Origin of the sequence: Haloplanus sp. CK5-1 (genome assembly GCF_037201915.1) — an archaeon.
Lineage (GTDB): Archaea > Halobacteriota > Halobacteria > Halobacteriales > Haloferacaceae > Haloplanus > Haloplanus salilacus.
Genome location: NZ_CP147505.1, coordinates 1,027,409 through 1,051,648, shown reverse-complemented (window position 1 = coordinate 1,051,648; position 24,240 = coordinate 1,027,409). Strand labels below are relative to the sequence as shown.

Genomic DNA, 24,240 nt, shown 5'->3' with positions numbered 1-24,240 from the left:
GGCCCGAAGTTAAAATCGTACTGGATACTGCGTCGCCACCGCCTCGGCCCTCCTTGTCATTAATGGCATATAAGGAATCTACTGTGTTACCACACGTATGGAGACAACCTTTACCACTACCCCCGGAAACGTAGCGGTATGAGCACCACAGCGACGGATTCCGTCGGCGACGAGGAACTGACCACCACCGAATACCGCGATCGGCTGCGCGACTTGCCGCCGAGCGCGAAACTCGTCGCGAAGGTTCTGGAAGGCGAGTCACCGCTCTCGCAGGGACAACTGGCCGAGGAGTCGCTGCTCCCCGATCGGACGGTTCGCTACGCGCTGAATCGGCTCGAGGAGTCCGACATCGTCGGATCGCGCTACAGTTTCAAGGACGCGCGGAAACAGGTCTACTTCCTGCGGACTTGACATCCTCCCCGCCCTGAAAGGCGGAGCCTTCTCTTTGCACTTCCGTAAGCGGTCACTCCGGGCTGTCGGCGTCGTCGTCGGGGGTCCGGGGACCGGCACACCACGGGCAGAAGGATAGCTCCGGATCCAGTTCACGGCCACACGACGGGCAGTCGACGGTCGGGCCGTCCGTGGCCGCCGAGGGCGCCGCGGACCCGGACGCCGGGGGCCGGCGAGCGACGTAGTAGGCGTCGAGGGTGTGGACCAAGAGCAGGGCGGCAAGCGGAAGGGTCACCCGGAGCGGGAGCGTCTCCAGTGTCACCGTCGTCGGATCGGTGAACGCCGCGATCAGGAGAAGACCCGTCCCGAGGACGAACGTGAACCACGCGAACGCGCGGGCCCACTCGCGGAGATACGCGTGTCCCAACCCCGCGACACCGAACAGCGCGCCGACGGCACTCGCCGCGACGGCGACGAGCGCCCGTCGGTCCGAGTCGACCATGCCGCCGAGGTGTGTACGCCACGCGTTTATACCCTATCGGTCGGTCGTCCGCTGGCGGGCACCGAGACGGTCGAGCAAGTCGGCGAGTGTCGCCAAGTCGTACTGTCCCGGTGCGGTCGCCTCCGCCGGATCCACGGGCGCGTATCCGATCTTCGACCCGTAGCACGGGGCGACCGCCCGCGTGTGCCGACCGGCCTCGCCCATCGCCATCGTCGCCACGCGGTCACCCCGCACCGTCGCCGCGTGCGTCGCGGAGAGGAGCGCGAGGGCGTCACCCCGGTCGGTCGCCGTCACCGCCAGTTTGCCCACGTCGCCGTAGTCGGCGGCGGCTGCGAGCAGGTCGGTCAGTCGGGATTCGGCGGGCGTCCCCTCGAAGTCGTGGACCGACGCGACGACGCTCGCGCCGTGGTCGCGGGCGGTCACCGCGGTGTCCGCACCCACGGACGCACGGAGGCTCGACAGTTCGATATCGACCGCCCCCACCGCGTCGACGGCGCTCGCCGCCTCGACGACGGCGAGGCGGTCGGCCTCGTCGTCGGCCGCCTCGCCGCCCTCCGCGGGGTCACGGTTGGTGGCGATGATCGGCAAGTCGCCGTCGTAGTCGTCGAGGGCCGCCAGCGGATCGGTCGCGAGGTCCATCCGGAACTCGACGGCGTCGGCGTGGGGTCGGGCCGCCGGTTCGTCGCCGAGGTCGGCCGTCGCCGCCGCGAGGACGAACGAGTCGAAGTTCATACCCCATCTTCGGAGGGGGGAGTTAAATCGGTCCCGTCGACTGGGACGTGATCGAGAACGTACGCCCGCCCCGCCTCCCGCGTCGTGACCGACGCGACGGCGTAGAAGCGGATGCGCCGCTCTCGCTCGGTCACCACGTCGAAGTCGTAGTGTTCGGCCGGGTAGTCGCCGTCGCGGTCGGTCATGGCCTCGCGGTGGCGGTCGAGGCGAGCGGCGACCCGCCGTCGGGACGCCGAGGGCAGGTCCGCAACCCGGTCGTCGAGGGTGGCGAACAGGTCGCCGTCGAGGTCGTATCCCACGGAGTTCCGGGCGGCGTGCATCGCCGCGAGCGCCGTCGTCCCCGTCCCCGCGAAGGGATCGAGTATCCGGTCGCCCCGTACCGAGAACATGCGGATCAGACGAAGCGGGAGTTCGAGCGGGAAGGCGGCCGAGCGGTCGCGACGCTCCTCGTGGGCCGAGTCGTCGAGGCCCTGTGACTCGCCGCGCATCTCCCACAGGTCGGAGAACCACCGGTTGCGCTCCTCCCAGAAGAAGGCGCTCTCGTAGCGCCGGTCGTCGCCCGGCGGAAACGACCGGGTGTCGCCCTTCCGGAAGAGGAGGACGTACTCGTGTTCGAGCGTGACGTAGGCGTTCGGTGGGAGCGTCCCCGACCCCATGAACTTCGTGAGGCTGTTGGTCGGCTTGCGCCAGAGCACGTCGGGGAGGGGCGTCAACCCCTGTGCGCGAAGGGCGTCGACGATGCGGGCGTGGTTGGGGAACTGCTGGAACTCGCCGCCGATGGAGCGGGTCGCGTCGCCGACGTTGACACAGACGATGCCACCGGGAGCGAGGACGCGGTCGATCTCGGCCCACACGTCGTCGAGTTGGGCGTGCATCAGTTCGAACGCGGCGTCGCCGTCGCCCGCCTCCAGAGCCGCACGAACGTCCGGGTCGCGGGCCGTAAAGAGGTCGTCCCAGAGGTCGATCATCGGGTACGGTGGCGAGGTGACGACGAGGTGGACCGACTCGTCCGCGACGGCGTCCATGTCGGCAGCGTCGCCGACGTGGAGGTCGTGAGAGGTCCGCATCGCACGCACCTGCCCACCGACGGCAAGTATCGGTGTCGATTCCCGATTCCTCGGTCCGCTCGTTCGTCGGGCCGTCGCCCCGACCTGCTTTTCGTCGGGCCGTCGCCCCGACCTGCTTTTCGTCGGGCCGTCGCCCCGACCTGCTTTTCGTCGGGCCGTCGCCCCGACCTGCTTTTCGTCGGGCCGTCGCCCCGACCTGCTTTTCGTCGGGCCGTCGCCCCGACCTACTTGTCCGTCGGGGGCGTGGGGACGACCATGCCCGACCCCGCCCGGATCGTCTCGCTCGAACCGGCCGCCACCGTCACGTTACGGGAACTCGGCGTCGCCGACCGCCTCGTCGGTGTCACGGCCCACTGTCGGGGCGAACTCGACGACGCGGGCGATCCGACGGTGCTCGGCGGGTGGCTCGACCCCGACCTCGACCGCCTGGACGACCTCGATCCCGACCTGGTCTGTACCGGCGACGCCCTACAGGCGGAGGTCCGCGACGCCGTCCGCGACCGAGGGATCGCGGTCCACCACACGACGGCCGACACGCTCGACTCGGTGATCGAGGGCTTCGCCGCCCTCGGGCGGGCGGTCGGCTGCCCGGACGCGGGGGAGCGCTTGGCCGAGCGGAGTCGGAACCGACTCCGTCGCGTCCGGGAGCGCGTACCCGAGGACGACCGTCCGACCATCTACTGCGAGGAGTGGTCCGATCCGCCGATGGCCGCCGGCAACTGGGTGCCCGAAGCCGTCGCCACTGCCGGCGGGCGCTACCCGTTCGTCGATCCGGGCGAGCGCTCGCGGCCGGTCGACGGGAGTGAGGTGGCGGCCGCGGACCCCGACCACGCGGTCCTCCACGTCTGTGGGCACGGCGAGCGTGTCGACCCAGCGACGATCGCCGACCGGGAGTGGGCCGCCGACCCGACGGTCCACGTCGTCGACGACTCGCTTCTGAACCAGCCGAGCCCGACCCTGATCGACGGGGTCGAGCGCCTCGCCGACCTGCTTCACTAGTCCGAATCCGGCCCCGGATCGGGCGGCTCGGCCTCGCCCGTCTCGTCGACGGCGGCGGTCAGGGAGACGTTGAGCGCGAGCATCGAGACGACGCCGCCGGCGACGGTGATGAGGTTCTTCACCGCGTGGTCGAGGACGGCCGCGCCGAAGGCCGTCGGGCCGGCCACCGGCGTCAACCCGGAGACCAGGAGGGTGAAGGCGGCCTCGTAGAGGCCGATTCCGCCGGGAGAGAGGGGCAACACCTTCGCGAGGTTGCCGACGCTCACGGCGAAGAAGCCGACGGCGACGAGCGTCGGGAGCGCCAACCCCACGTCGAACGCCGCAAGGACGATGATCGCCGTCACCACGTCCAGTCCCCAGATGGCGAGGCTGTTCGCGCCGATGCGAGCGAACGCGGTGCGGTCGGCGGCCACCGTCTGGACGTCGACGACGAAGCGTTCGAGGATCCCCGCGACGTAGTCGGCGTAGGAGTCAGTGCTCACGCGGGCCAGCGACCGGCGGATCAGGTTCCCCTCGCGGCGCGCGCTGGCGACGATGACGGCGAGGGCGACGACGGCCGCGACCGCGACGCCGGCCGCGACGGTGAGCGCGACCCGGGCGCTCCGCGGGTCGACGCCGGGGACGCCGCCGGAGACGGCCGACACCACCTGGTCGGTCGACCCCGTGACGACGAAGCCGACGAGCACCGTCGCGCCGAGGACGGTGATCGTCAGGAGGTCGAAGACGCGCTCGACGGCGAGCGAGGCAAAGCCCGTCGGATAGGGGATCGACCGCCGCGCCTTCACGACGTACGCCCGGACGGCGTCGCCCGCCCGTGCGGGAAAGACGAGGTTCCCGGTCTGACTGATGAACACCGCACCCGTGAGGAAGCCGAGGCGTTCGCGGTAGCCGAGTTCGTCGAGGATGTCGCGGTAGCGCGCACCCCGCAGCGGCCACGAACAGAGGTAGACGAGCGCGGCGACGGCGACCAGACCGCGGTCGGCGCTCTCCAGTTCCCGAAGGACGGCCTGCGGGTCGAGATACACCGTCATCAGGGCGAGCGCGAGGACGGTCAGGAGCGCCCCCGCGCCGACGCTCACCCGCCGGGTGATCCGGGGACTCACCGACACCTGCCACCACAGCCGCAGTATCTGACTCCCCATCCCGAACACGTCACGCACCAAATCCACCTTCGTGTCGCCTTTCGGCTCCCACTCAACGGGGAACTCCGCGACGGTCAGTCCCGCTCGCTGGGCGCGGATCAGGAGTTCGGTGTCCCAGAACCAGTGGTCGTCCTCGACGTCGTCGTGGAGGCGGTCGAACGCCTCGCGGCTCAGCGCCTTGAACCCACACTGGTGGTCCCGAAGGGAGGAGCGCAAGAAGAGGCGCACGAGTCGGTTGTACACGCGGGAGGGGACGCCCCGCTTGGCCGGGCGGTCCGCCACCTCGCCGGGGAGCCAGCGCGACCCCGTGGCGACGTCGGCGTCGCCGGAGCGAACCCGCTCGATCAGTTCCTCGAGGTGGCGCATGTCCGTCGCGAGGTCGGTGTCGAAGTAGACGAGCGTGTCGCCGCGGGCGGTCGAGAAGGCGCGTTCGAGCGCGCCGCCACGGCCCAGGCGCTCGTCGCTGTGGACGTGACGCACCCGGTCGTCGGCGGCGGCGAGGCGGTCGGCGATGGCCGGCGTCCGGTCCTCACAGCCGTCCTCGGCGACGAGCACCTCGAAGGTGCCGGGAGGGAGGAACTCGCCGAGGGCCGACAGCGTCGTCCGCACCGTCGACTCGATGGTGTCGGCCTCGTTGTACGCGGGGAGGACGACGCTCACCTCGACGCCGCCGGACCCGGTGCCAGCGCCGGGACGATCCATTTGCCGGGAATGGTCTGGCCGTATTCAAGAACGTTCCGTCTCGACCCACGCCGGATTTTTCGGGCACCCGCGAGGAGGGGATCACACGAACGCGCTGGATTCGACGGCCGTGAGCGTCGTACTGGTCGGGCTCCTGGTGGCGAGTGCCTTCTTCTCCAGTACCGAAATCGCGGTCTTCTCGCTCTCGACGGAGTGGCTCGACGGCCGCGTGGCCGCCGGCGACGGGCGTGCGAGCATCGTCGCCGACCTCCGCGAGGATCCCCACCGCCTGCTGGTGACGCTGCTCGTCGGTAACAACGTCGTCAACGTCGCCATCTCCAGCATCCTCGCGGTCCTCTTCGCGAACCACTTCGCCGAGGGCACCGCCGTCCTCCTGACGACCGTCGTCGCCAGCAGCGTCGTCCTCGTCTTCGGCGAGATCCTGCCGAAGTCGTACGGTCTCGGCAACGCCGAAGCGTGGTCGCTCCGGACGGCCCGGCCGATCCGACCCGTCGAGCGCGTCCTCTTTCCGGTGGTCGCGGTCTTCGACCTCGTCACGCGACAGGCCGGAAGCGCGCTCGGCGGCGACCCGGACATAGAGGAGCCGTACACCGAGACGGCGAAGGAGCGAAGTGAGCTGCCCGCCAACGGGGAGTCGTGAAAGAGTTCGAGCGCAAACAACTCCTCGAACGCGTCGAGCGCGAGGCCGCGACGGTGGGGGCAGAGATCCCCGAGACCATCGCGGTCCAGGGGGAGGAGGTGGACCTCCAGGAGTTCGTCTTCGAGATCAAGCGCCGCGAGACGGTGCCGCCGGGCGAGCGTGACCGAGTCGAGCGGGCGAAGCGGAACCTCCGGCGCGAGCGCATCCAGCGGCTCGAACGCATCGAGGAGGGGGCGGTGAGTTTCGACGAAGGCGAGCGGTTGGCCGAGAGCATCATCGGCATCGACCGCGCACTCGACGCCCTCGAAGGGTTGGACGCCACCGACCTCGAACGCGAGGCCGAGGCACAGGAGGCCGCAGACCGCAAGCGCTGGATGAAGTTCCTCCGGAAGGCGCTTGGCCACGACGACACGAGCCACAACACGCGGGGGCGGACGTGAACCGCAACGACGAGGTGGCCACCCGGTTCGAGGAGATGGCCGACCTGCTGGCGGCGACGGGCGTCGAGTACAAACCGCGCAGTTACCGTCGCGCCGCCGAGAACGTCCGCGACCACCCGACACCGGTCGAGGAACTGGTCGCCGAGGGGAAAGAAGCCGTCGAGGGGATCGACGGCGTCGGCGACGCGCTCGCGGCCAAGATCGTCGAGTACGTCGAGACGGGGGAGATCGAAGAGTTGGCGGAGCTCCGCGAGGAGCTTCCGGTCGACATGGCGGCGCTGACGAGCGTCGAGGGCGTCGGCCCGAAGACCGTCGGGAGCCTGTACGAGGCACTCGGGATCACTACGCTGGACGAACTGGAGGCGGCCGCCCGCGACGGCGAGATTCGGGAGGTCTCCGGGTTCGGCGAGACGACCGAGTCGAACATCCTCGAGAACGTCGCCTTCGCGCGGCAGGCACGGGAGCGAGAGCGGCTGGGCGACACCCGTCCCGTCGCGGAGGTCCTCCTCGACCACCTCGGCGACGCCGACCCCGTCGCGCGCGTCGAGGTCGCCGGGTCGCTCCGGCGGTGGCGCGAGACGATCGGCGACGTGGACGTACTGGTGGCGAGCGACGACGCGGCCGCGGCCGTCGACGCCTTCCTCGACTGGGAGGCCGTCGACGACACCATCGAGTCGGGGACGACGAAGGCGAGCGTCCGCGCCCGGGGGATGCGGGTCGACTGCCGGGTCGTCGTCCCCGACGAGTTCGGCGCGGCCCTCCAGTACTTCACGGGGAGCAAGGCTCACAACGTCCACCTCCGCAACCTGGCCATCGAGCGCGACCTGAAGATCAACGAGTACGGCGTCTTCGACGTGAGCGAGGTCGACGGGACGGACGCCGACCAGCGTGCCGGTCGCCGTCTCGGGGGAGAGCGGGAGGCCGACCTGTACGACGCCCTCGACCTGCCCGTGATCCCGCCGGAACTGCGCGAGGACCGAGGTGAACTCGAAGCCGCCCGTGAGGGGCGACTCCCCGATCCTCTGGTCGAGTCGGACCTTCGGGGGGACCTCCACACGCACACCGAGTGGTCCGACGGGACCGAGTCGGTCGAGACGATGATCGCGGCGGCGGCCGAACGGGGCGACGACTACCTCGCGGTCACCGACCACGCCACCGGCCCGGGGATGGTCGGCGGCGTCGGCCTCGACGACGAACGGCTCCGCGAGCAGGTGGACGCGGTCGAGGCGGCCGCCGCCGACGCCGACATCACGGTGTTCCACGGTGTCGAAGCCAACGTCGACGCGGAGGGCGACCTCTCCGTCGACGACGACCTCCTCGCCGCGCTCGACATCGTGATCGCGTCGCCACACAGCGGCCTCGGCCAGGATCGGGAGATTGCGACCGACCGCCTCGTCGCCGCGGTCGAACACCCCGAGACGGACGTGCTCGGCCACCCGACCGGCCGACTGATCAACGACCGACCGGGACTCGATCCGGACCTCGACCGCCTCGCGGCCGCCGCCGCCGACGCGGGGACCGCACTCGAGGTCAACGCCAACCCCCACCGGCTCGACCTGAACGACGAGGCGGTCCGGGTGGCGGTCGAGGCCGGGGCACCGATCGCCGTCGACACCGACGCCCACAGCGTCGACGAACTCGACTTCCGGCGCTACGGCGTCCACACGGCGCGTCGCGGGTGGGCCGAAGCCGCCGACGTGGTCAACGCGCGCTCGCTGGGGGCGCTGCAGTCGTTCCTCGGATGACCGACCGGGAGCGGTTCCTCCTCGACGCGATGCTCGGGACACTGGCGACGTACCTCCGGATGTGTGGTCACGACGCCGCCTACGCGCTCGACCGCGGCGTCGAGGCCGACGACGCCGTCCGCGCCCTGGCCGACCGGGAGGGGCGGACGCTCGTCACGCGCGACGCGGACCTCGCGGCCCGAACCGAGGGGGCGATCCGCCTCACGGCGCGGGACGTCGAGGCGCAGTGTGAGGAACTCCGGGCGGCCGGCGTTCGGCTCTCGCTCCCGGACCGGCCACGACGGTGTGGCCGCTGTAACGGCCGTCTGGAGCGGGTCGATCCGACGGCCGAGACGCCCGATCACGCCCCCGACCCGTCCGAGACGAGGGTCTGGCGGTGTGAGCGGTGTGGAACCGAGTTCTGGATCGGGAGCCACTGGGACGACGTGGCGCGACGGCTCCCGTGACCGACCGTCGGGGGCCGGCACCGGGTGGGTCCGAGCCACAACATATTGAACGGACGAGGAGACAGGGACGAACCGGGATGCCCCTTCCGATGGGAAACTGGCTGGGTACCGGGGAAGCGCTCGTGTTGCTCGTCGTCCTCGCTCTCGCGACGGCCGGAACGGTGGCGCTGTTCGGCGTCGCGGTCGTCGCGGCCAGACGCCGTGGATCGCGGTCGTACACGCTGTTGGCGGGAGCTATCGGACTCCTCGTCGTTCGGTCACTGGTCGGGATCGGAACCGTCCTCGGAGCGGTCCCTATGGTCGCTCACCACCTCGTCGAGCATCTCTCCGACTTCGCCATCGCCGTCGTGATCCTGACGGCCGCGTACGTCGTCACCGACGGCGTCGACACGACGGCGTGATCGGTGTTTCGACGGGTACACCACGAACGATTTGTCGCGTGCCGCACAACGACACGTATGACCGATCGTCGGCAGTTCGTCACGACCCGCCGTCGCGTCGTCGTCGGGGCGTCGGCCGCCATCGCGCTCGCCGGCTGTGCGGGCTCGACCGAAGATCCAGACCCGATCTCGTTGACCGACGGCGGAAGCTGTGACCAGTGTGGGATGGTGATCGACCGCCAGCCCGGACCGGTGGGACAGACCTACTACCGGGAGAACGAGCCGGACGGACACGACCCGCCCGCCCGCTTTTGCAGTACGATCTGTACCTTCAGACACCGGTTCGCGAGGGCCGATCGGGGCTGGACGCCACAGGTGACCTACCTGACCGACTACGCGACCGTCGACTACTCGGTCCGGGAGGAGGGCGACACCCGCGTCCTGTCGGCACACCTGACCGCGGAGCCGTTCACCGTCACCGAGGACTTGGACGTGGTGGCCGGCACGGACGTCGAGGGAGCGATGGGACCGGCTATCGTACCGTTCGGCGAGTCGGACGCGGCGGAGGCGTTCGCGTCGACGTACGGTGGCGAGATCATCGAGGCGGAGTCCATCTCTCGGGAACTCGTCGCGCGGGGGTAGTCGTTCCCAGTAGCTGGGAATCGGCGGTAGACGATCGGTCACTACGGCGCTACATCCTCGTATGAGCGAGATGCGACGTCAGATCCGCGACCACGTCCGGACGAATCCGGGGGTCCACTTCAACGAACTCGTCAGGAATCTCGACATCGCGACCGGACAGGCCCAGTACCACCTACACCGTCTGGCGCGGCGCGACGACGTCGTCGCCGAGCGGATTCGGGGACGTACCCACTACTTCGACACCGAGTACGACGCGTGGGAGCGTCGGGTGGTTTCGCTATACCGGCGCGAGACGGCGCGCGAACTCGTGACGGAGTTGCTCGAGAACGGCGACCTGTCGGCGTCGACGCTGGCGGAGCGTCTCGACATCGCACGGAGCACCGTCTCGTGGCACGTCGACACGCTAGAGGACGCCGACATCGTCGAGCGATCCTACGGCGACCGCGGGCAGGTCGAGGTGGGGCTCACGCGCCCGGAGGAGACCCTCGAGTTACTCCGGACGGTCACGCCGTCGCTCGCGGACCGCCTCGTCGACCGGTTCATGCGGCTCGTCGACACCGGCCTCCACGACGACGGTGGGACGACGGAGTGAGCGGCGCGGGTGGCGTCGGCTCAGCCCGTCCGGGTGTGGACGCCCAAAGTAGCGACGAACAGCGATCCGAGCCACCAGACGACGAGGCTCGCCGTCGCGACCGGAACCGAGACGAATGCGCTTCGGTCGGCGAACGCCACGTACAGCACCGACTCGAACACCAGCCCACGGTAGGCGCTCGTCGGCGAGAGAGCGAGGAGGGCGTCGAGGTCGGGTCCGACGCCGCCGATCAGCGCGCCGACGACGGCGATGTCGGCCCCGACCATCACCACGAGGAGGCCCACGAGGGCGAGAACGATGGCTCGGCTCCGGGAGCCGGCGAGCGCCGAGAGCGCGACGGCGGCCGCGAGCGAGACGAGGGCGAAGGCGGCCGTCAGAACCAGGAACCGGACGAACAGGATCGGCGAGTCGACGCCGCGGTGGGTGGCGAAGACGGACGTCTCGGGGGCGGCCGTCGTCGCGACGTGGAGTCCGAGTAGTGCGAGGGGTGCCGAGACGATAGCCAACAGGACGACGGCCCGGCCGGCGTACACCCCGCCGACGTAGGACGGCGCGGGAAGCGGATAAGTGTCGAGTACCTCGAGCCGTCCCCGTTCGGCGTCGTCGCTGACGGCCCGGTACCCGACGGCGAAGGCGACGGCGGGTACGAGCAGTTCGACCACGAGCAGGAGGTCGACCACCGTCGGAACGTAGCCGGCCGCCGGCCCACTGCCCCCGCGGGCGACGCCGAAGACGACGGCTGTAACCGCCAGCGCCAGCAACGCGTAGGTTCGGGTTCGCGACGCCGCACGGACCTCCCGGACGAACACCGTCCAGAACGCGTCGAGCGCCCCCGTCACTCCGACCCCTCAGTTCGGACCGCCGTGATCCCGTCCTCGTCACCGACCAACGAGGCGAACGCGTCCTGAAGCGAGTCGCCGGTCCGGTCGCGGAGTTCGGCCGGGGTCCCAGTCGCGACGACGGCCCCCCGATCGAGGACGACGACCCGGTCGGCCGATCGCTCGACCAACGGGAGGTCGTGCGACGTGACGACGACGGCGTGGCCCTCGTCGCCGAGCGTCTCGACGACGTCGAACACCAGTCGGCTCATCGACGGGTCGAGACCGCTCGCGGGTTCGTCGAGGGCGAGGACGGGCGGATCGCCCGTCAGCGCCTGTGCGATGCCGAGCAACCTCGTCATCCCGCCCGACAGCGCTTCGACCCGGCGGTCCGCGACGGCCTCGAGGCCGACCCGGTCCAGCAGGGCGACCGGATCGGCGCCGACGAGACGGGCGTAGAACCGCGCGGTCTCCAGCGCGGTGAACCCGGGGCGGAACGTCGGTTCCTGTGGCAGGTAGCCGATGGGACGGACCGCCGACGGTCCTTCGTACCCGACGGCGCCCTCGGTCGGATCGAGCAACCCCGCGAGCACGCGCAGCAGCGTCGTCTTCCCGGAGCCGTTCGGCCCGACGAGCGCGACGACCTCTCCCCGCGCGACGTCGACCGAGACGTCCGAGAGCGCGGTCACGTCGCCGAAGCGCCGGGTCACGTCCGTCACGCGGAGAAACGTCTTGCCGGTCACGATCGGTCACCCCCCGTCCCGGTTTCGTTACGGACACGAGCGAGGGTCGCCGGGTTCGCCGGACGGGCGAGCGGTGCGGTGTCGACGATGCTCCCCCGGCGGAAACCGGGCGTAGTCCCGCGGAACGACCGGATCGCCCGGACGGTCGGGGCGGAGCGAAGCGTCACCGCCGCGTCGGTTCGGTGGAGTCGGCGGTCGATCGGATCAGTCGGCGCGTACGCCCGGTCGAGCGTCGGTCCGTCGCCGGGTGTCGGGTCGTAGGCCCCCTCCCAGTAGTTGCCACGCCCCTCGTGGGTGAACAACCGGAGTGCACCCGCGCCGGCGGTGGCGTGTCGGTCGTTCGCCACGAAATCGTTGTCGACGACCCGGTTCGACGGCACGACCGTCGAGACGGCGAAGCCGACGCCGTTGCCGTAGAGGACGTTGTGCTCGAACGTCGTCTGTGTGGCATACGAGACGAGGCCCCTGTCGGTGTCGGCGACCACGTTGTCCGCGACGTAACTGTGCGCGCCGCCGACGAAGATACCGCCGTTGGCGTGGCGCACGTCGTTGCCGACGATGGCGTTCCCGGACGGGCGGGTCATCACCACCAGGCCACTCGACACCTGGCCACGGGCCACGTTGTCCGCGACCAGCGTGTCGGAGGTGTACATGAGGTGGACGCCGAAGCGCTGTCCGCGGAACGTGTTGTTCCGGACGACGGTGCCGCCCGCACGGTGGAGGTAGACGCCGTCGCGACCCCCATCGATCACCGAGTCCTGCACCACGACGGGCGCGTTCATCGCGATGACGCCCATGAAGCCGTCAGCCCACTCCGCCGTCCCGTTCACGGCCACTCCCTCGACGACCGTACCCGGAGTCCGTCGGAGCAACACGCCGTTTGCCGGCGTGTGGACGGTCACGTTCCGAACGTACACCCCCGAGACGTTCCTCGCGACGACGCCGGCGTCGCCGCCGCCGTAGCCACGCTGGATCTGTGCGTCCCAGTCGCCGCTCCCGTCGCCGCTCCCGTCGGCCGAGCGGGTCGCGTTACCGACACCCCGAATCGTGAAGCCGGTGACGGCCACGTCGTCCGCGCGGACGTCGACGACAGTCCCGTTCCCGCCACCGGAGAGCGTCGCCCCCTCGCCTCGGAGCGTGATCGATCGGTTCACCACGACGCGTTCCGCGTAGGTTCCGGGCGGGACGACGACGGTCGTGTCGGGTGGTGCCGTACGGACCGCAGCCCGAATCGTCGGCGCGTCGCGTCCGACGACGACCGACACCTCGCGGTCGAGGAGCCTTCGCGCCGTCGCAGTCCGTCGGTCCGCGGCGTCCCGTCGGTCGTCGACCGCGGACGCCACGTCGGTTGCTCCGGTCACCGACGGCGGGTCTCGGCGGAGGCCGTCCCAGTCGACGATCCGTCCGCCACAGTCCGCGGCGAAGTCGGCCGCGTCGGACGACGACGAGAACGGAACGACCACCTGATCGCCGGCGACCCGGGCGTCGCTCCCGATCACGAACCGCATCTCGGTCACCGGTGCCCAGTCGGGGTTCGTCGCCGTGACGAGCGTGCCACCCACACAGCGTGGCGAGCGCCCGGCGTAGTCCGACGCGTAGACGGCGAGGGGGTAGCCGAACTGTCGTTCCCGGCCGGGGTCGTCGAGCGCCGCGATGGCCTGCCCGACGCCGGTGTAGCCGACCACGTACTCGTACTGCGAGTAGAACACCTCGACTCGGGGAATCGACGCCCCGGCGTGCTCGGCCGTCTGTTCGACCTCCGCCGAGAGGCCAAGTTTCACCGTCTCGTCGTACGCCACCGGATCGGGACGAGCCGATCCGAGGTCGACGACGAACGATCCGACGGACGCGACGAGCAGGAACGCCACGCACGCAACCGTAACGAACTGCCACCGTCGCGTGTCGGTCGATCGCATCGGTTGATCGTAGCCGACGACTGGTTATACGTCGTCTGGTGTGTGTCTCTAGTCAGCGGCCGCTCCAGTCATCGCAGGCGTCCATGTCGGCCATCACGCCGTCGTGGAAGCCACAGTAGGGCTGGATACCGCGCTCGGTCCGGACGTACTCGAAGTGGTCGCAGTTGCCACAGTAGCGGTCGGAGGTGTCGGTGGACGTCTCGGTCGCGGTCGTCGAGGTCCACGAGTCGTCGCCGGCGGCCTCAGACCCTGCGGACGACCGGGAGGTGGACGGCGACGGCGGCCCGCTCGGACCGGACGGCGGCGCCGTGGGATCGGTGTCGTCACCGGCGGAGGCGTCGGTTCCGGTGACCGACGCGACTTCGCGGATGTCGTCGTCGTCGTCCGCACCGCCGTCGCTCACCTGCGTGCTGACGGTTCCCGTCGGTGTGGCGGTCCCGCCACCGAGACCGACGCTCCCACTCGCAGCCGATCGGTCGACTTCGATCACCTTCGTCTCGCCCTGTCGGGTGACCTCCATGGTGACGGTGCCGCCGGGATCGTTTCGTGTCTTGAAGTTGGCGATACCGACGAACAGACACCAGAAGGTGGTGAGCGCGCCCAGGAAGTAGATGCCGACGGTCGGCAGGGTCAGGTCGACCATGCCGGGCGCGCAGTTCGCACCCGACCACCGGCAGGGGTAGGCGTGGGCGAAGAGCGCGACGCCGAGGATGGCGACGCTGGCACCGATCCCCGCTGCGGCGCGGGTCGATCGCTTGGCCGGCAACACGGCCGAAATGCCGAGGAAGACGGCCGGCACTCCGAGGCCGGCGAGGATACCGCCGTACTCGCGGACATCGAACAAGCTGATTCCGCCACCGAGCAACACGTCCGTCGTGGCGACGACGATACCCGCGACGACGAGCGTGATGCCGACGAGAAAGAGACTCCCGCCCGCGTAGATCTGCCGGAGACTCGGGCCGCTCCGGTCGTCCCCGTGGTAGACCTCCCCGAGACTGGTCATGTCCTCCCCTACGCCACCCATCCACAAAACGCTACGTCAGACGGGCGTGTGACGGCGGGGCGATCGGCCGGTCCGAAGGGATTAACCCGGGGGCAACAGTAGTGGCGCGCATGGCTGACGACGCGGACGACGCCGAGGCGGAGCCCACGGTCGAACTGGGCGAGGGAGACCCCGTCGAGGGCGCACCCCTCGCACGAGTGGCCTCGCGGCTCACCTGGCCACAGGAAGCGAGCGCCGTGCGGGAGAAGGAGGGCGACGCGACGATCCGGACGCCCGACGGCCCGCGGACGATCGACTCGGTGCTCGGCGAGGTCGACGAGACGTACTTCGACACGCGACAGACGTTCCTCTCGGCGGTCCGGTCGGTGATCGGCACCGGCTCGGTCGCCACGGCCGAGGAGTGAGGTGTCACCCCGTCGGCTCCCACTCACCTGGGTCCAGCGCTCGCTGCTCGCCGGACTCGTCGTAGCTGTCGTCTGGTCGCTCTGGGCCGTCCCCCCGACGAGCCTCGGCGCTCGCCTCGTCCGCGACGTGGTCGTCTTCGTCTGTGTGCCCGTCGCACTGGCTCTCGTCCACGGTCGTGACCTGGGGTGGCGGGTCGACCGCCGAACCATCAGGAACACCGTCGTGCTCGCGCTGTTCGTCACCCCCTTCTACGTCGTCGGGTCGTCGCTGCCGACGATCCGAGCGTACTACCCGATGTGGGCGACCGACACGACACTGACCGCCTTCCTCCCCCACGCAGTCGCCCAGTTCGTCGTCGCCGCGGCCGCCGAGGTGTACTACCGTGGGTTGCTCTGTGTCGGCATCCGCGAACTCGGGCCGAAGAGCGTCTTCATCAGTCCCGTCGTCTACGCGGCCCACCACGTCCACAAGCCACCCGTCGAACTGCTCCTGTCCGCGCCGACCGACGTGCTCTTCGGGGCTGTCGACTACCACAGCGAGTCCATCCTCCCGTCGGTGGTGGCCCACGGAGCCGGCCTCGCACTGCTCGACTGGCTGGTGCTCCACCCGCCGCTGATCCCGACGCCGGTGGTCGTCAGGTGGCTGTCGTGGCTCCCGCTCCCGGTGTGATCGGAGTCAGTCCTCGACGACTGGGTCGAGTCGGACGGTGACGACGGTGCCACCCCTGCGTCCGTCGGCGAGGTCGAGTCTCCCGCCCGAGTTGCCGACGATCCAGCGCGTGAGCCACAGGCCGAGCCCGCTGGGGTGGACGACCTGTGAGCGTTCCCGCTCGCCGACGAGGATATCACGTTCCACCTCGGGGATGCCGGGACCGTCGTCGACGACGCGGAGTTCGACGTGACCCCCGCAGTCGTCGACGACGACCGCGATACGGGGACGTGTCGCGTCCGCGTGTTCGACCGCGTTCTCGAGGACGTTCGTGATCGCGAGGGGGAGTGAGGCGGTCGCCCACGCCCGGAGCGAATCGGGGACCGCCACGAACCACTCGCAGTCGGGGTTGTCGGCGGCGAACTCGGTGACGAGGTCCGTCGCGAGCGACGCCACGTCGATCGGTCGGCGGTCGGCGTCGCCCGCGACGATCCGCTCGGCGTCGCGGAGCTGTCGACCGATGTCGAGGAGTCGCTGTGCGGCGTCGTCGATGCAGTCGAGCAGCGCCTCCCGGTCCGAGTCGCCGGAGCCGATCGTGCGACGCAGATCCGCCGCGCAGCCGAGGACGACGTTCATTCGGTTTCTGATGTCGTGGCGGGCGATACGCTGGAGGACGTCGAGACGCTCGTTGTGGGATTCCAGTCGGCGCTCGTACGCCTTGCGGTCGGTGATGTCGTTGACGACGCCGACAGCCTCGACGGGCCGGCCGTCGTCGAAGGTGATCTCGGCGACTTCGCGGACCCATTGGACCTCGCCGTCGACGCAGACGCGGTGTTCGACGTCGTACGGTTCGCCCTCGATAGCGGCGTCCCACCGCCGTCGAACGCGCTCCCGGTCGGCTGGATGGACCGACGACAGGAACAGGTCGTGTGTGGGCGTGTCGTCGGGCGAGCACCCGAAGATGTCGTACACCGTCTCGGACCACCAGAGTGTGTCCGCCTCGAAGTCCCGGTACCAACTCCCGAAGGAGGCGATCTCTTGGGCCTGCGAGAGGTGGGCGCGCTTGCGCCGGAGGTCGCGCCGAGCGAGCTTTCGGTCGGTGATCCGTCGAGTGACCACGACGGCCGTCTCCGCGTCCACGGGGGCGACGCGCGCCTCGAACCACTCCTCGTCGCCCCGGTCCGGGAGTCGGTACTCGACCGACCGGACCGCTCCCGTCTCGATCGCGCAGTCGATGGCGGCCCAGATGGTGTCCGCGACCGATTCGGGCAGGACCGCCTCGTGTCGGCTCCCCCCGATCCGCTCCGGGTCGTCGGGGAGGGAGTCGGGCGTGTCGGGGCCGGCGAACATCTCCAGACATCGCCCGTCAGCGTCGACGAGAAAGCCCACGTCGGGGAAGGCCCGCCGCAGTTGCCGGAACCGCCTCGCCGCAGCCGTGTCCGGTCGCGTCCGGACGGCTTCTCGGAGTCGCTCGCCGAGGTCGACGTCCGCGGACCGTGGCACGTAGTCGGTGACGCCCGCGGCGACGGCCTCACTCGCGATACGCTCGCTCCCGTGTTCGGGATAGAGGACGACGGGGAGGTCGGGACGATCGACCCGGATCCACTCGAGGAGACCGAGTCCGTCGCCGTCGGGGAGGTCGTACGCGGTGACGACGCCGTCGATAGCGTCGGCGTTCGCGTCGAGGTGGCGGCGGGCGTCGGCCGCGGTTCCGACGACGACTGGGTCGACCGAGGAGGGAAGCGCATCCGCGACGCCGTCGCCGACGGCGAGAATGCGATCCAGAGCCATGACACACGATACCGACAGTACTAATTAAACGCTTTCCTCGCCGTCTGCCGGCTTCGTGGGCTCGGGCGTCGGCGTCTCGTGGCGTTCTCACCGTCCGGCCCGTTCGACGAGACGGTCGACGCGGACCGTGACCCCCACTGGGGCCCGCGTTCGCGGCGCTCTAGAACTCCGAGAGCGTCGTCTGCAGGCCGGCGACCATCGCCGATTTCCGCCGGAGCGCCGACAGCGAGGTGGGGAGGTAGTCGACGACACCCCGGACCGCCTCGGCGAGCGTCTCGGCGGTGGCGTGGTCGTCGTCGAAGGCGTTGCGGACGCCTTCGCGGACCTGCCAGACGCCCGCGGGTCCCCAGTAGTCGTCGGAGACGTGCCGGAGGACGAGACACTTCGCCTGCCGACCCCGATCCTCCAGGTGTTCGAGGACGCCCAGCCGCGCGGCGTGGTACGCGCCGGCCGTCTCCTCGACGTAGCCGGTCCGACCCTCGTACCCCTCGCGGTCGGCCGCGAGCCACATGCCCGCCTCGGGGTCCGGGTTCCAGACGCTCCCCGGTGCCTTGAGTTCGACGAGTTCGTACTCCCACTGTCCCGGCGCGAGGATGACCCAGTAGGCGTTGCCGAGGAACTCGTTGCGGTGGATCTCCACGCCGTCGACGCTCGGGGCGTCGCGCAACGAGCCACGGAGGTACTGTCCGACGGTGTCGTCGACGGCGGTGATCGACCACCGCGTCGGGACGAGGCGGCGGTTCTCACCCCGGCCGAGCGCGCCGGCCGAGAGGATCGTGTTCACGTCGTACACGTCGAACCCACGACGGTAGAGATAGGTGATCGCCCCCTCCGCGCGCCAGTCGTCGTCCTCGAGGGTCTTCTTGATCGGTCTCGGGACGTGGGGGTTCTCGCCGAGCGACGCCGACTCCGCGGGGGCGCGCGGACCGGTCGGCGGCGAGGCACCGTCGGCGTCGAAGTCGACGCGGGGGTCACCGCCGAGCCCGAGTTCCACGTCGACCGGGCGGTCGGCGATGGCCACCTCGCGACCGACGCCGACGAAACCGTCCCACGTCTCCGAGACGTCGACCGTCGACGACCGGCGGGCGTTCAGCAGACTCGTCCGGCGGCGGAACACCTCCTCTAAGTCGACACCGTCGTCGTACCACGCGCCGCTGGTGACGAAGTCGGCGGCCGACCCTTCGTTGCCGACCGGCGAGAGGATACCCGTCGACACCTCCGGGTAGCTCGACCGCCCGACGAAGATGGAGGGCGAGACGCTGCCGACGATCGAATCGCCAGACACCGTCCGCTCGACGCGGTCGGCGACGGACTCCACGTGGTCAAGGATATCGTAGGACTTCTCCTTCGCGAGGCGGCGTCGCTCGGCGCGTTCGTTGGCCTCGATGTCGACGAACTCGTCGAGGCGCATACGGGCGATACCGCCGGACGGGATTTGAACCTGTCGTGCTAGCTGTGGATGCCCATCGCCTCGATCTGCTCTTGGTAGCGGTTGCGGATGGTGACCTCGGTCACCTGGGCGACGTCGGCCACCTCGCGCTGGGTCTTCTTCTCGTTACAGAGCAGGGAGGCCGCGTAGATGGCCGCCGCCGCGAACCCGGTCGGCGACTTCCCCGACAGCAAGCCCTTCTCCGAGGTGGTTTCGATGATATCGTTGGCCTTGGCCTGAACCTCCTCGCTGAGTTCGAGTTCCGAACAGAACCGGGGGACGTACTTCTTCGGGTCGACGGGCTTCATCTCCAAGCCGAGTTCCTGGGAGATGTAGCGGTAGGTCCGGCCGATCTCCTTGCGTTCGACCCGCGACACCTCGGAGATCTCCTCCAGCGATCGGGGGATGCCCTCCTTCCGACAGGCGGCGTAGAGGGCGGCGGTGGCGACGCCCTCGATCGAGCGGCCGCGGATGAGGTCCTCGTTGAGCGCGCGCCGGTAGATCACCGAGGCGACCTCCCGCACCGATCGGGGGACGCCGAGCGCGGAGGCCATCCGATCGATCTCGCTCAGCGCGAACTGCAGGTTCCGCTCGCCCGCGTCCTTCGTCCGGATGCGCTCCTGCCACTTGCGCAGCCGGTGCATCTGGGAGCGTTTCTCCGAGGAGAGCGACCGCCCGTACGCGTCCTTGTCCTTCCAGTCGATGGTCGTCGTCAACCCCTTGTCGTGCATCGTCTGGGTCGTCGGGGCCCCGACCCGCGATTTCTCCTGTCGTTCCTTGTGGTTGAACGCCCGCCACTCCGGGCCGGGGTCGATCTGCTCTTCCTCGATGATGAGCCCGGTCTCCTCGTGTATCAGTTCGCCGTCGGCCGTCCTGACGAGGTCCTCCGGGTCGAGGTCGTCGAGGTCGACGTCCCCGTCGGCCTCCGTCTCGTCCTCGCCCTGCCATCGCGTCCGGTCGTCCCGCTGGCGGGTGGGCCGTGTCATCGCGTTTTTATAGTCGTACTTTGGTGATACTTAACTGTACTGCCGAAAGAGGCCGACGAGGAGGCGGCCCGTCGGCCGACACACGTTTTGTGGCCCACCGGAGTCCGACAGAGGTATCGGGCGAGCGAACACAGATGGGGGCGTGAGACGAACTGCACTCGCGGTCGTACTGGTTGCGATGGTCGCACTCGCCGGGTGTTCGGCGGTCCCGGGCGGCGGATCCGGCGACGGTGGAGACGCGTCGACCCCCGACGAAGGGGTCGCCGTCGAGGACGACGCCCCGGACGCGACGGACGTCAACCAGACGCTCCGGATCGAGGTGGGCGAGGATCTGGCCGGGACCGAGTGGACGGCGGTCGGGGCGACCTACCCCCGTGAGGACTTCACCGTCGATTCGGCCGGACACGAGGCCATCACCCTCGGCGTCGACACCGACGGGGACGGGGAGATCGACCGACGGTTCGACGAGACCCACGTCAGCGGCGTCAACAACAACGCCTACTCCTTCGACGTGACACTCGACACCGGCCACACGCTCCAGGAGGGCGACGTGATCGTCCTCGGCTACCCGGCGGTCGACAACCCCTCGGAACCCGGAGAGTACGAGGTCGACCTCCGAGTGAACGATCGGGAGACGACGACGGCGACGATCACCATCGAGTGACGACCGGCGGGCCGCGCCGGTGCCACGTCCGCGGAACGACCGCCTTTTGAGTCGGTCCCACGAAGGACCGTCGATGCCGACCATCGACTGCGATCCCGACACGGCGCGACGGCGGTTGGAAGAGGCCGGCGTCGCCGTCGAAGCGGGGAACACGGACCACGAGCGGTGGCGCGCGGAGCGTGGCGACGCGGTCGCGGTCGCCTACGACGACAGCGTCGTCGTTCAAGGGGCCAAACCGACCGACTTGACCGCGCTCCTGGCGGATTCGAGCGGCAGGGCACACGTCTACTTCGACGGGGCGAGCCGTGGTAACCCCGGTCCCGCCGCCGTCGGGTGGGTGATCGTCTCCGGGGACGGCATCGTCGACGAGGGAAGCGGGGCGATCGGTGAGACGACGAACAACCGCGCGGAGTACGAGGCACTGGTGCGAGCGCTGGAAGTCGCTCGGGACCACGGATTTGACGAGGTCGACGTGCGCGGCGACTCGGAACTGATCGTCAAGCAGGTCCGGGGTGAGTGGGACACGAACGACCCGGGACTCCGAGAGCGACGGGTCCGGGCCCGGGAACTCCTCGACACGTTCGACCGCTGGTCGCTGGAGCACGTCCCGAGAGAGATAAACGACCGCGCCGACGGACTGGCGAACGAGGCGCTCGACGATGTCTGAACTGCCACGAGACGTCCGGGAGGAAGCCGAACGGCTCACCCGTCTGGCCCGACGGGCGACCGACGATACCGAGGCAGCGGCGTACGAACGCGACCGGGACGAGCGGCTGGCCGAACACGGGTTCACCGCCCGACTCCGAGAGGCCGACGACACCCTCGTCCTCTACCCCACGGAGTGGCTCGACGGCGACACGGCGCGGATGGACAGCATCGAGGACACCGACCGGGCGGTCGAAATCCCGCTGTCGGGGAGCGGCGACCCCGAGGAGTGGGAGTCGGTCGAGGACCACAACGCCGCCGTCGTCGAGGAGGTGCGCGAGCGGGCGGGCGAGGTCCACGCCGCGAACGCGCGGGCGTTCGCCGACTTCATGGGGAACCACTACGCCCGAGGGGTCGAGACGGCGACGGCGGCGGAGTTACGGGAGTTCCTGACGGAGTACTACCCGCGGAACGCGTGGCCCAGCGACGAACAGTGCGCCGTGGTGGAGCGGTCGCTGGAGCACGTCTTCGCAGTGACGGAAACGGCGATGCCCGAACGCTAGTGCTGCGCGTCGACGAGGGCGCGGACCGAATCGGCCCGGTCGTCGTCGGTGACGAACTTCGAGAGGACCCACTCGAGACGACCGAGCACTGCTTCGTTGCCCTTCTCGGTCAGTTCGTACTGGTTCGTCCGCTTGTCGAGTTCGCTCTTGTCGACCAGATCCATCTCGACGAGGTCGTCGAGGTTGGGGTAGAGGCGGCCGTGGTTCACTTCGGTCCCGTAATACTCCTCGAGTTGGCGTTTGATCGCCAGTCCGTACATGGGTTCTTCCGAGAGGATGACCAGGATGTTGTGCTGAAACGCAGTGAGGTCGCGAACGATACCGGAGCCGCTACTGACAGTTTGTGCCTCTGACATACGTACAGACATGTCATCGGGATATTTAACGCTTCTCAACTCGCTCGTTAACGGCGCGTTTCGGCCGTATAACTGCAGAATCGTATTTTACCGACCCCGAACATGTTTCTGCCGAGACTGGTTCGGGGCCGGAATGACGACGGCGAGTCGTCGCCACGGCGTCCGAGTGGTGTCAAGCGTGCGGGGTGGCGCTGTAACCCCGCCAGCACCGTCACCGGAACTCCGAGTCGGCCGTTCATGTACTTTTTCATTCGTGTTGGCGTGATTCGTCCCGAAAGGACTATTTGGCACTTCTGCCGACGTATCGGCATGGTGAATCTGTGGGAAGACCTCGAGCCCGGTCCGAACCCGCCCGAGACGATCACCGCCGTCGTCGAGTGTCTCAAGGGCGAACGGAACAAGTACGAGTACGACAAGGACGTCCCCGGCGTCGTCCTCGACCGCGTCCTCCACAGCAACGTCCACTACCCGAGCGACTACGGCTTCATCCCGCGGACGTACTACGACGACGAGGATCCCTTCGACGTCCTCGTCCTCGTCGAGGACGCGACGTTCCCCGGTTGTATCGTCGAGGCGCGACCCATCGCGATGATGAAGATGGACGACGACGGCGAACAGGACGACAAGGTCATCGCCGTCCCGACCGAGGACCCGCGGTTCGACCACCTCGACGACCTCGACGACATCCCCCAACAGACCCTCGACGAGATCGACGAGTTCTTCGCGACGTACAAGAACTTGGAGGAGGGCAAGGAAGTCGAGACGCTGGGCTGGGAGGACAAGGCGGCCGCCAAAGACGCCATCGAACACGCAATCGACCTCTACGACGAGACGTTCGCCTAACCTGCGGGAGCGACGGACGAGCGACCCCTTTTTAATCGGGCCTCCGTTAGGAGTCACCAATGGCTCAGTGCGACGAGTGCGGCAGTCACGAGGACTTGCCGTATCAGTGTCGACGCTGCGGCGAGACGTTCTGTGCCGAACACCGCCTCCCGGAGAACCACGACTGTCCCGGGCTGAACGAGTGGAACGATCCGGACGGGGTATTCGACAGCGGCTTCGACGACAGCGTCCGCGACGAGGGCGGGAGCGATGGGGGACTGTCGTCGTCTCTACCGAACCTCGACCGAGTGACCGGCACGGGCGGTCTCCTCGCCTACTTCCGTGGCAACGTGGCGTACCTGTTTCTGGGGCTCATGTGGATCACGTTCGCGCTGCAGTTGCTGGTCGGTGCCCTGTTCGGCCGGGAGGTCATGTCGGCGCTGTTCGTCCTGCGGTCGGATCGCCTGTTTTTCGTCTGGACGTGGCTCACCTCGATTTTTGCCCACGGCGGCCTCTACCACATCGCCGGCAACAGCATCGTGCTGTACTTCTTCGGCCCGCTGGTCGAACGCCACGTCGGGTCCAGACGTTTCGCCACCCTCTTCATAGTGACCGGCGCGCTGGCCGGGTTGGGTTTCGTCGGGGCCAGCATCGCGCTCGGCAGTCTGGGGCCCTCTGGCGTCGTGAGCGTCGTCGGGGCCAGCGGCGCCATCTTCGCCGTTCTCGGCGTGCTCACGGTTCTCAACCCCGGGCTGCGGATCTACCTCTACTTCATCATCCCGGTACCGCTGTGGCTGTTCACGGCGGGGTTCTCGCTCATCTCCGTGCTCTTTTTCCTCTCGCCGCAGTCGGCGGCGTCGGTGGGGCAGGGCAACGTCGCCCACCTCGCGCACCTGATCGGACTCGTGATCGGACTGGCCTACGGCAAGCGGGTCGAGGGCCGGCGGCGGGTGCCCGACCGACTCACCTTCGGAGGCGGCCGGGGTCCCGGTGGACCGGGTGGTCCCGGCGGTCCCGGACGTCGGTGACCAC

General features: G+C 69.2%; 28 protein-coding genes. 16 read left to right on the top strand and 12 right to left on the bottom strand.

Annotated features, from left to right (window positions below; translation table 11 throughout):
• Positions 1-138 precede the first annotated feature (138 nt).
• Positions 139-411, top strand: a complete 273-nt coding sequence (locus NBT81_RS05525; protein ID WP_338741672.1) for a helix-turn-helix domain-containing protein — start codon at positions 139-141, stop codon at positions 409-411.
• Positions 412-463: 52 nt separating this feature from the next.
• Here the strand turns inward: NBT81_RS05525 and NBT81_RS05520 are convergent, their stop codons facing one another.
• From NBT81_RS05520 to NBT81_RS05510, 3 genes are read right to left on the bottom strand one after another with little or no spacing between them, the layout of a single operon-like run.
• The gene (locus NBT81_RS05520; RefSeq protein WP_338741670.1) at positions 464-892 is read right to left on the bottom strand and encodes a zinc ribbon domain-containing protein; all 429 of its coding nucleotides are present in this window, start codon (positions 890-892) and stop codon (positions 464-466) included.
• A 33-nt stretch (positions 893-925) separates the two neighbouring features.
• Positions 926-1,624 (bottom strand): type I 3-dehydroquinate dehydratase, encoded by a 699-nt coding sequence (locus NBT81_RS05515; protein WP_338741668.1) that lies wholly within the window; start codon positions 1,622-1,624, stop codon positions 926-928.
• Complete coding sequence (locus NBT81_RS05510; protein WP_338741667.1) at positions 1,621-2,691, bottom strand: site-specific DNA-methyltransferase; 1,071 nt, start codon at positions 2,689-2,691, stop codon at positions 1,621-1,623. Before NBT81_RS05510 ends, NBT81_RS05515 begins: the two co-directional genes overlap by 4 nt.
• Before the next feature lie 255 nt (positions 2,692-2,946).
• On the opposite strand from NBT81_RS05510, the gene NBT81_RS05505 reads away from it, so the two are divergent.
• Positions 2,947-3,690, top strand: a complete 744-nt coding sequence (locus NBT81_RS05505; protein ID WP_338741665.1) for a helical backbone metal receptor — start codon at positions 2,947-2,949, stop codon at positions 3,688-3,690.
• Here NBT81_RS05505 and NBT81_RS05500 read toward each other — a convergent pair.
• Positions 3,687-5,534 carry a flippase-like domain-containing protein gene (locus NBT81_RS05500; protein ID WP_338741664.1) on the bottom strand — a complete coding sequence of 616 codons (1,848 nt, stop codon included), beginning with the start codon at positions 5,532-5,534 and terminating at the stop codon, positions 3,687-3,689. The genes NBT81_RS05505 and NBT81_RS05500 overlap by 4 nt on opposite strands.
• 109 nt (positions 5,535-5,643) lie before the next feature.
• On the opposite strand from NBT81_RS05500, the gene NBT81_RS05495 reads away from it, so the two are divergent.
• The 7 genes from NBT81_RS05495 (at position 5,644) to NBT81_RS05465 (ending at position 10,419) form a co-directional block, all read left to right on the top strand.
• Positions 5,644-6,174, top strand: a complete 531-nt coding sequence (locus NBT81_RS05495) for a DUF21 domain-containing protein (protein ID WP_338741662.1) — start codon at positions 5,644-5,646, stop codon at positions 6,172-6,174.
• Positions 6,171-6,614: a DUF5788 family protein gene (locus NBT81_RS05490; protein ID WP_338741661.1), complete on the top strand. Its 444-nt coding sequence runs from the start codon at positions 6,171-6,173 to the stop codon at positions 6,612-6,614. The genes NBT81_RS05495 and NBT81_RS05490 overlap by 4 nt, the downstream gene beginning before the upstream one ends.
• The gene (gene polX, locus NBT81_RS05485) at positions 6,611-8,359 is read left to right on the top strand and encodes a DNA polymerase/3'-5' exonuclease PolX (protein WP_338741659.1); all 1,749 of its coding nucleotides are present in this window, start codon (positions 6,611-6,613) and stop codon (positions 8,357-8,359) included. Before NBT81_RS05490 ends, polX begins: the two co-directional genes overlap by 4 nt.
• Complete coding sequence (locus NBT81_RS05480; protein ID WP_338741658.1) at positions 8,356-8,805, top strand: Mut7-C RNAse domain-containing protein; 450 nt, start codon at positions 8,356-8,358, stop codon at positions 8,803-8,805. Before polX ends, NBT81_RS05480 begins: the two co-directional genes overlap by 4 nt.
• A gap of 77 nt (positions 8,806-8,882) precedes the next feature.
• A complete protein-coding gene (locus NBT81_RS05475; protein WP_338741656.1) occupies positions 8,883-9,206 on the top strand; it encodes a DUF7471 family protein in 324 nt (107 codons plus the stop codon).
• A 57-nt stretch (positions 9,207-9,263) separates the two neighbouring features.
• Positions 9,264-9,827 (top strand): nitrous oxide reductase accessory protein NosL, encoded by a 564-nt coding sequence (locus NBT81_RS05470; RefSeq protein WP_338741654.1) that lies wholly within the window; start codon positions 9,264-9,266, stop codon positions 9,825-9,827.
• Positions 9,828-9,888: 61 nt separating this feature from the next.
• A complete protein-coding gene (locus NBT81_RS05465) occupies positions 9,889-10,419 on the top strand; it encodes a winged helix-turn-helix transcriptional regulator (RefSeq protein WP_338741652.1) in 531 nt (176 codons plus the stop codon).
• 20 nt (positions 10,420-10,439) lie between these two features.
• Here NBT81_RS05465 and NBT81_RS05460 read toward each other — a convergent pair whose 3' ends face one another.
• From NBT81_RS05460 to NBT81_RS05445, 4 genes are read right to left on the bottom strand one after another with little or no spacing between them, the layout of a single operon-like run.
• A complete protein-coding gene (locus tag NBT81_RS05460) occupies positions 10,440-11,258 on the bottom strand; it encodes an ABC transporter permease subunit (protein ID WP_338741650.1) in 819 nt (272 codons plus the stop codon).
• Positions 11,255-11,980 (bottom strand): ABC transporter ATP-binding protein, encoded by a 726-nt coding sequence (locus tag NBT81_RS05455; RefSeq protein ID WP_338741649.1) that lies wholly within the window; start codon positions 11,978-11,980, stop codon positions 11,255-11,257. Before NBT81_RS05455 ends, NBT81_RS05460 begins: the two co-directional genes overlap by 4 nt.
• Entirely contained in the window at positions 11,977-13,896 is a 1,920-nt protein-coding gene (locus tag NBT81_RS05450) for a NosD domain-containing protein (protein WP_338741648.1), read from the bottom strand. The genes NBT81_RS05455 and NBT81_RS05450 overlap by 4 nt, the downstream gene beginning before the upstream one ends.
• Before the next feature lie 52 nt (positions 13,897-13,948).
• Positions 13,949-14,899 (bottom strand): DUF7139 domain-containing protein, encoded by a 951-nt coding sequence (locus NBT81_RS05445; RefSeq protein WP_338741646.1) that lies wholly within the window; start codon positions 14,897-14,899, stop codon positions 13,949-13,951.
• Between the two features lie 110 nt (positions 14,900-15,009).
• Between NBT81_RS05445 and NBT81_RS05440 the strand changes: the two genes are divergently transcribed.
• Both NBT81_RS05440 and NBT81_RS05435 read left to right on the top strand, forming a co-directional pair.
• Entirely contained in the window at positions 15,010-15,303 is a 294-nt protein-coding gene (locus NBT81_RS05440; protein WP_338741645.1) for a DUF5789 family protein, read from the top strand.
• A 1-nt stretch (position 15,304) separates the two neighbouring features.
• Entirely contained in the window at positions 15,305-15,973 is a 669-nt protein-coding gene (locus NBT81_RS05435) for a CPBP family glutamic-type intramembrane protease (RefSeq protein WP_338741644.1), read from the top strand.
• A gap of 6 nt (positions 15,974-15,979) precedes the next feature.
• Here NBT81_RS05435 and NBT81_RS05430 read toward each other — a convergent pair whose 3' ends face one another.
• The 3 genes from NBT81_RS05430 to NBT81_RS05420 all read right to left on the bottom strand — a co-directional run bounded on the left by NBT81_RS05430 (position 15,980) and on the right by NBT81_RS05420 (position 20,158).
• Positions 15,980-17,743, bottom strand: coding sequence for a hybrid sensor histidine kinase/response regulator (locus tag NBT81_RS05430; RefSeq protein WP_338741643.1), 1,764 nt, complete (start codon positions 17,741-17,743; stop codon positions 15,980-15,982).
• Between the two features lie 160 nt (positions 17,744-17,903).
• Positions 17,904-19,154 carry a DNA repair protein NreA gene (gene nreA, locus NBT81_RS05425; RefSeq protein ID WP_338741642.1) on the bottom strand — a complete coding sequence of 417 codons (1,251 nt, stop codon included), beginning with the start codon at positions 19,152-19,154 and terminating at the stop codon, positions 17,904-17,906.
• Positions 19,155-19,192: 38 nt separating this feature from the next.
• Positions 19,193-20,158, bottom strand: a complete 966-nt coding sequence (locus NBT81_RS05420) for a transcription initiation factor IIB (protein ID WP_338741641.1) — start codon at positions 20,156-20,158, stop codon at positions 19,193-19,195.
• Positions 20,159-20,300: 142 nt separating this feature from the next.
• Here NBT81_RS05420 and NBT81_RS05415 point away from each other — a divergent pair, with 142 nt between their 5' ends.
• The 3 genes from NBT81_RS05415 to NBT81_RS05405 all read left to right on the top strand — a co-directional run bounded on the left by NBT81_RS05415 (position 20,301) and on the right by NBT81_RS05405 (position 22,030).
• The gene (locus NBT81_RS05415) at positions 20,301-20,822 is read left to right on the top strand and encodes a hypothetical protein (RefSeq protein ID WP_338741640.1); all 522 of its coding nucleotides are present in this window, start codon (positions 20,301-20,303) and stop codon (positions 20,820-20,822) included.
• 73 nt (positions 20,823-20,895) lie between these two features.
• Positions 20,896-21,489, top strand: coding sequence for a ribonuclease HI (gene rnhA / locus NBT81_RS05410; protein ID WP_338741639.1), 594 nt, complete (start codon positions 20,896-20,898; stop codon positions 21,487-21,489).
• On the top strand, positions 21,482-22,030 hold the full coding sequence (locus tag NBT81_RS05405; RefSeq protein ID WP_338741638.1) for a DUF7108 family protein: 549 nt from the start codon (positions 21,482-21,484) through the stop codon (positions 22,028-22,030). The genes rnhA and NBT81_RS05405 overlap by 8 nt, the downstream gene beginning before the upstream one ends.
• Here the strand turns inward: NBT81_RS05405 and NBT81_RS05400 are convergent.
• Positions 22,027-22,386, bottom strand: a complete 360-nt coding sequence (locus tag NBT81_RS05400; protein ID WP_338741637.1) for a PadR family transcriptional regulator — start codon at positions 22,384-22,386, stop codon at positions 22,027-22,029. The two genes, NBT81_RS05405 and NBT81_RS05400, sit on opposite strands and share 4 nt — an antisense overlap.
• Positions 22,387-22,695: 309 nt before the next feature.
• On the opposite strand from NBT81_RS05400, the gene NBT81_RS05395 reads away from it, so the two are divergent.
• The gene (locus NBT81_RS05395) at positions 22,696-23,229 is read left to right on the top strand and encodes an inorganic diphosphatase (RefSeq protein WP_338741636.1); all 534 of its coding nucleotides are present in this window, start codon (positions 22,696-22,698) and stop codon (positions 23,227-23,229) included.
• Positions 23,230-23,288: 59 nt separating this feature from the next.
• Entirely contained in the window at positions 23,289-24,236 is a 948-nt protein-coding gene (locus NBT81_RS05390) for a rhomboid family intramembrane serine protease (protein ID WP_338741635.1), read from the top strand.
• The last annotated feature ends 4 nt before the right edge of the window (positions 24,237-24,240 follow it).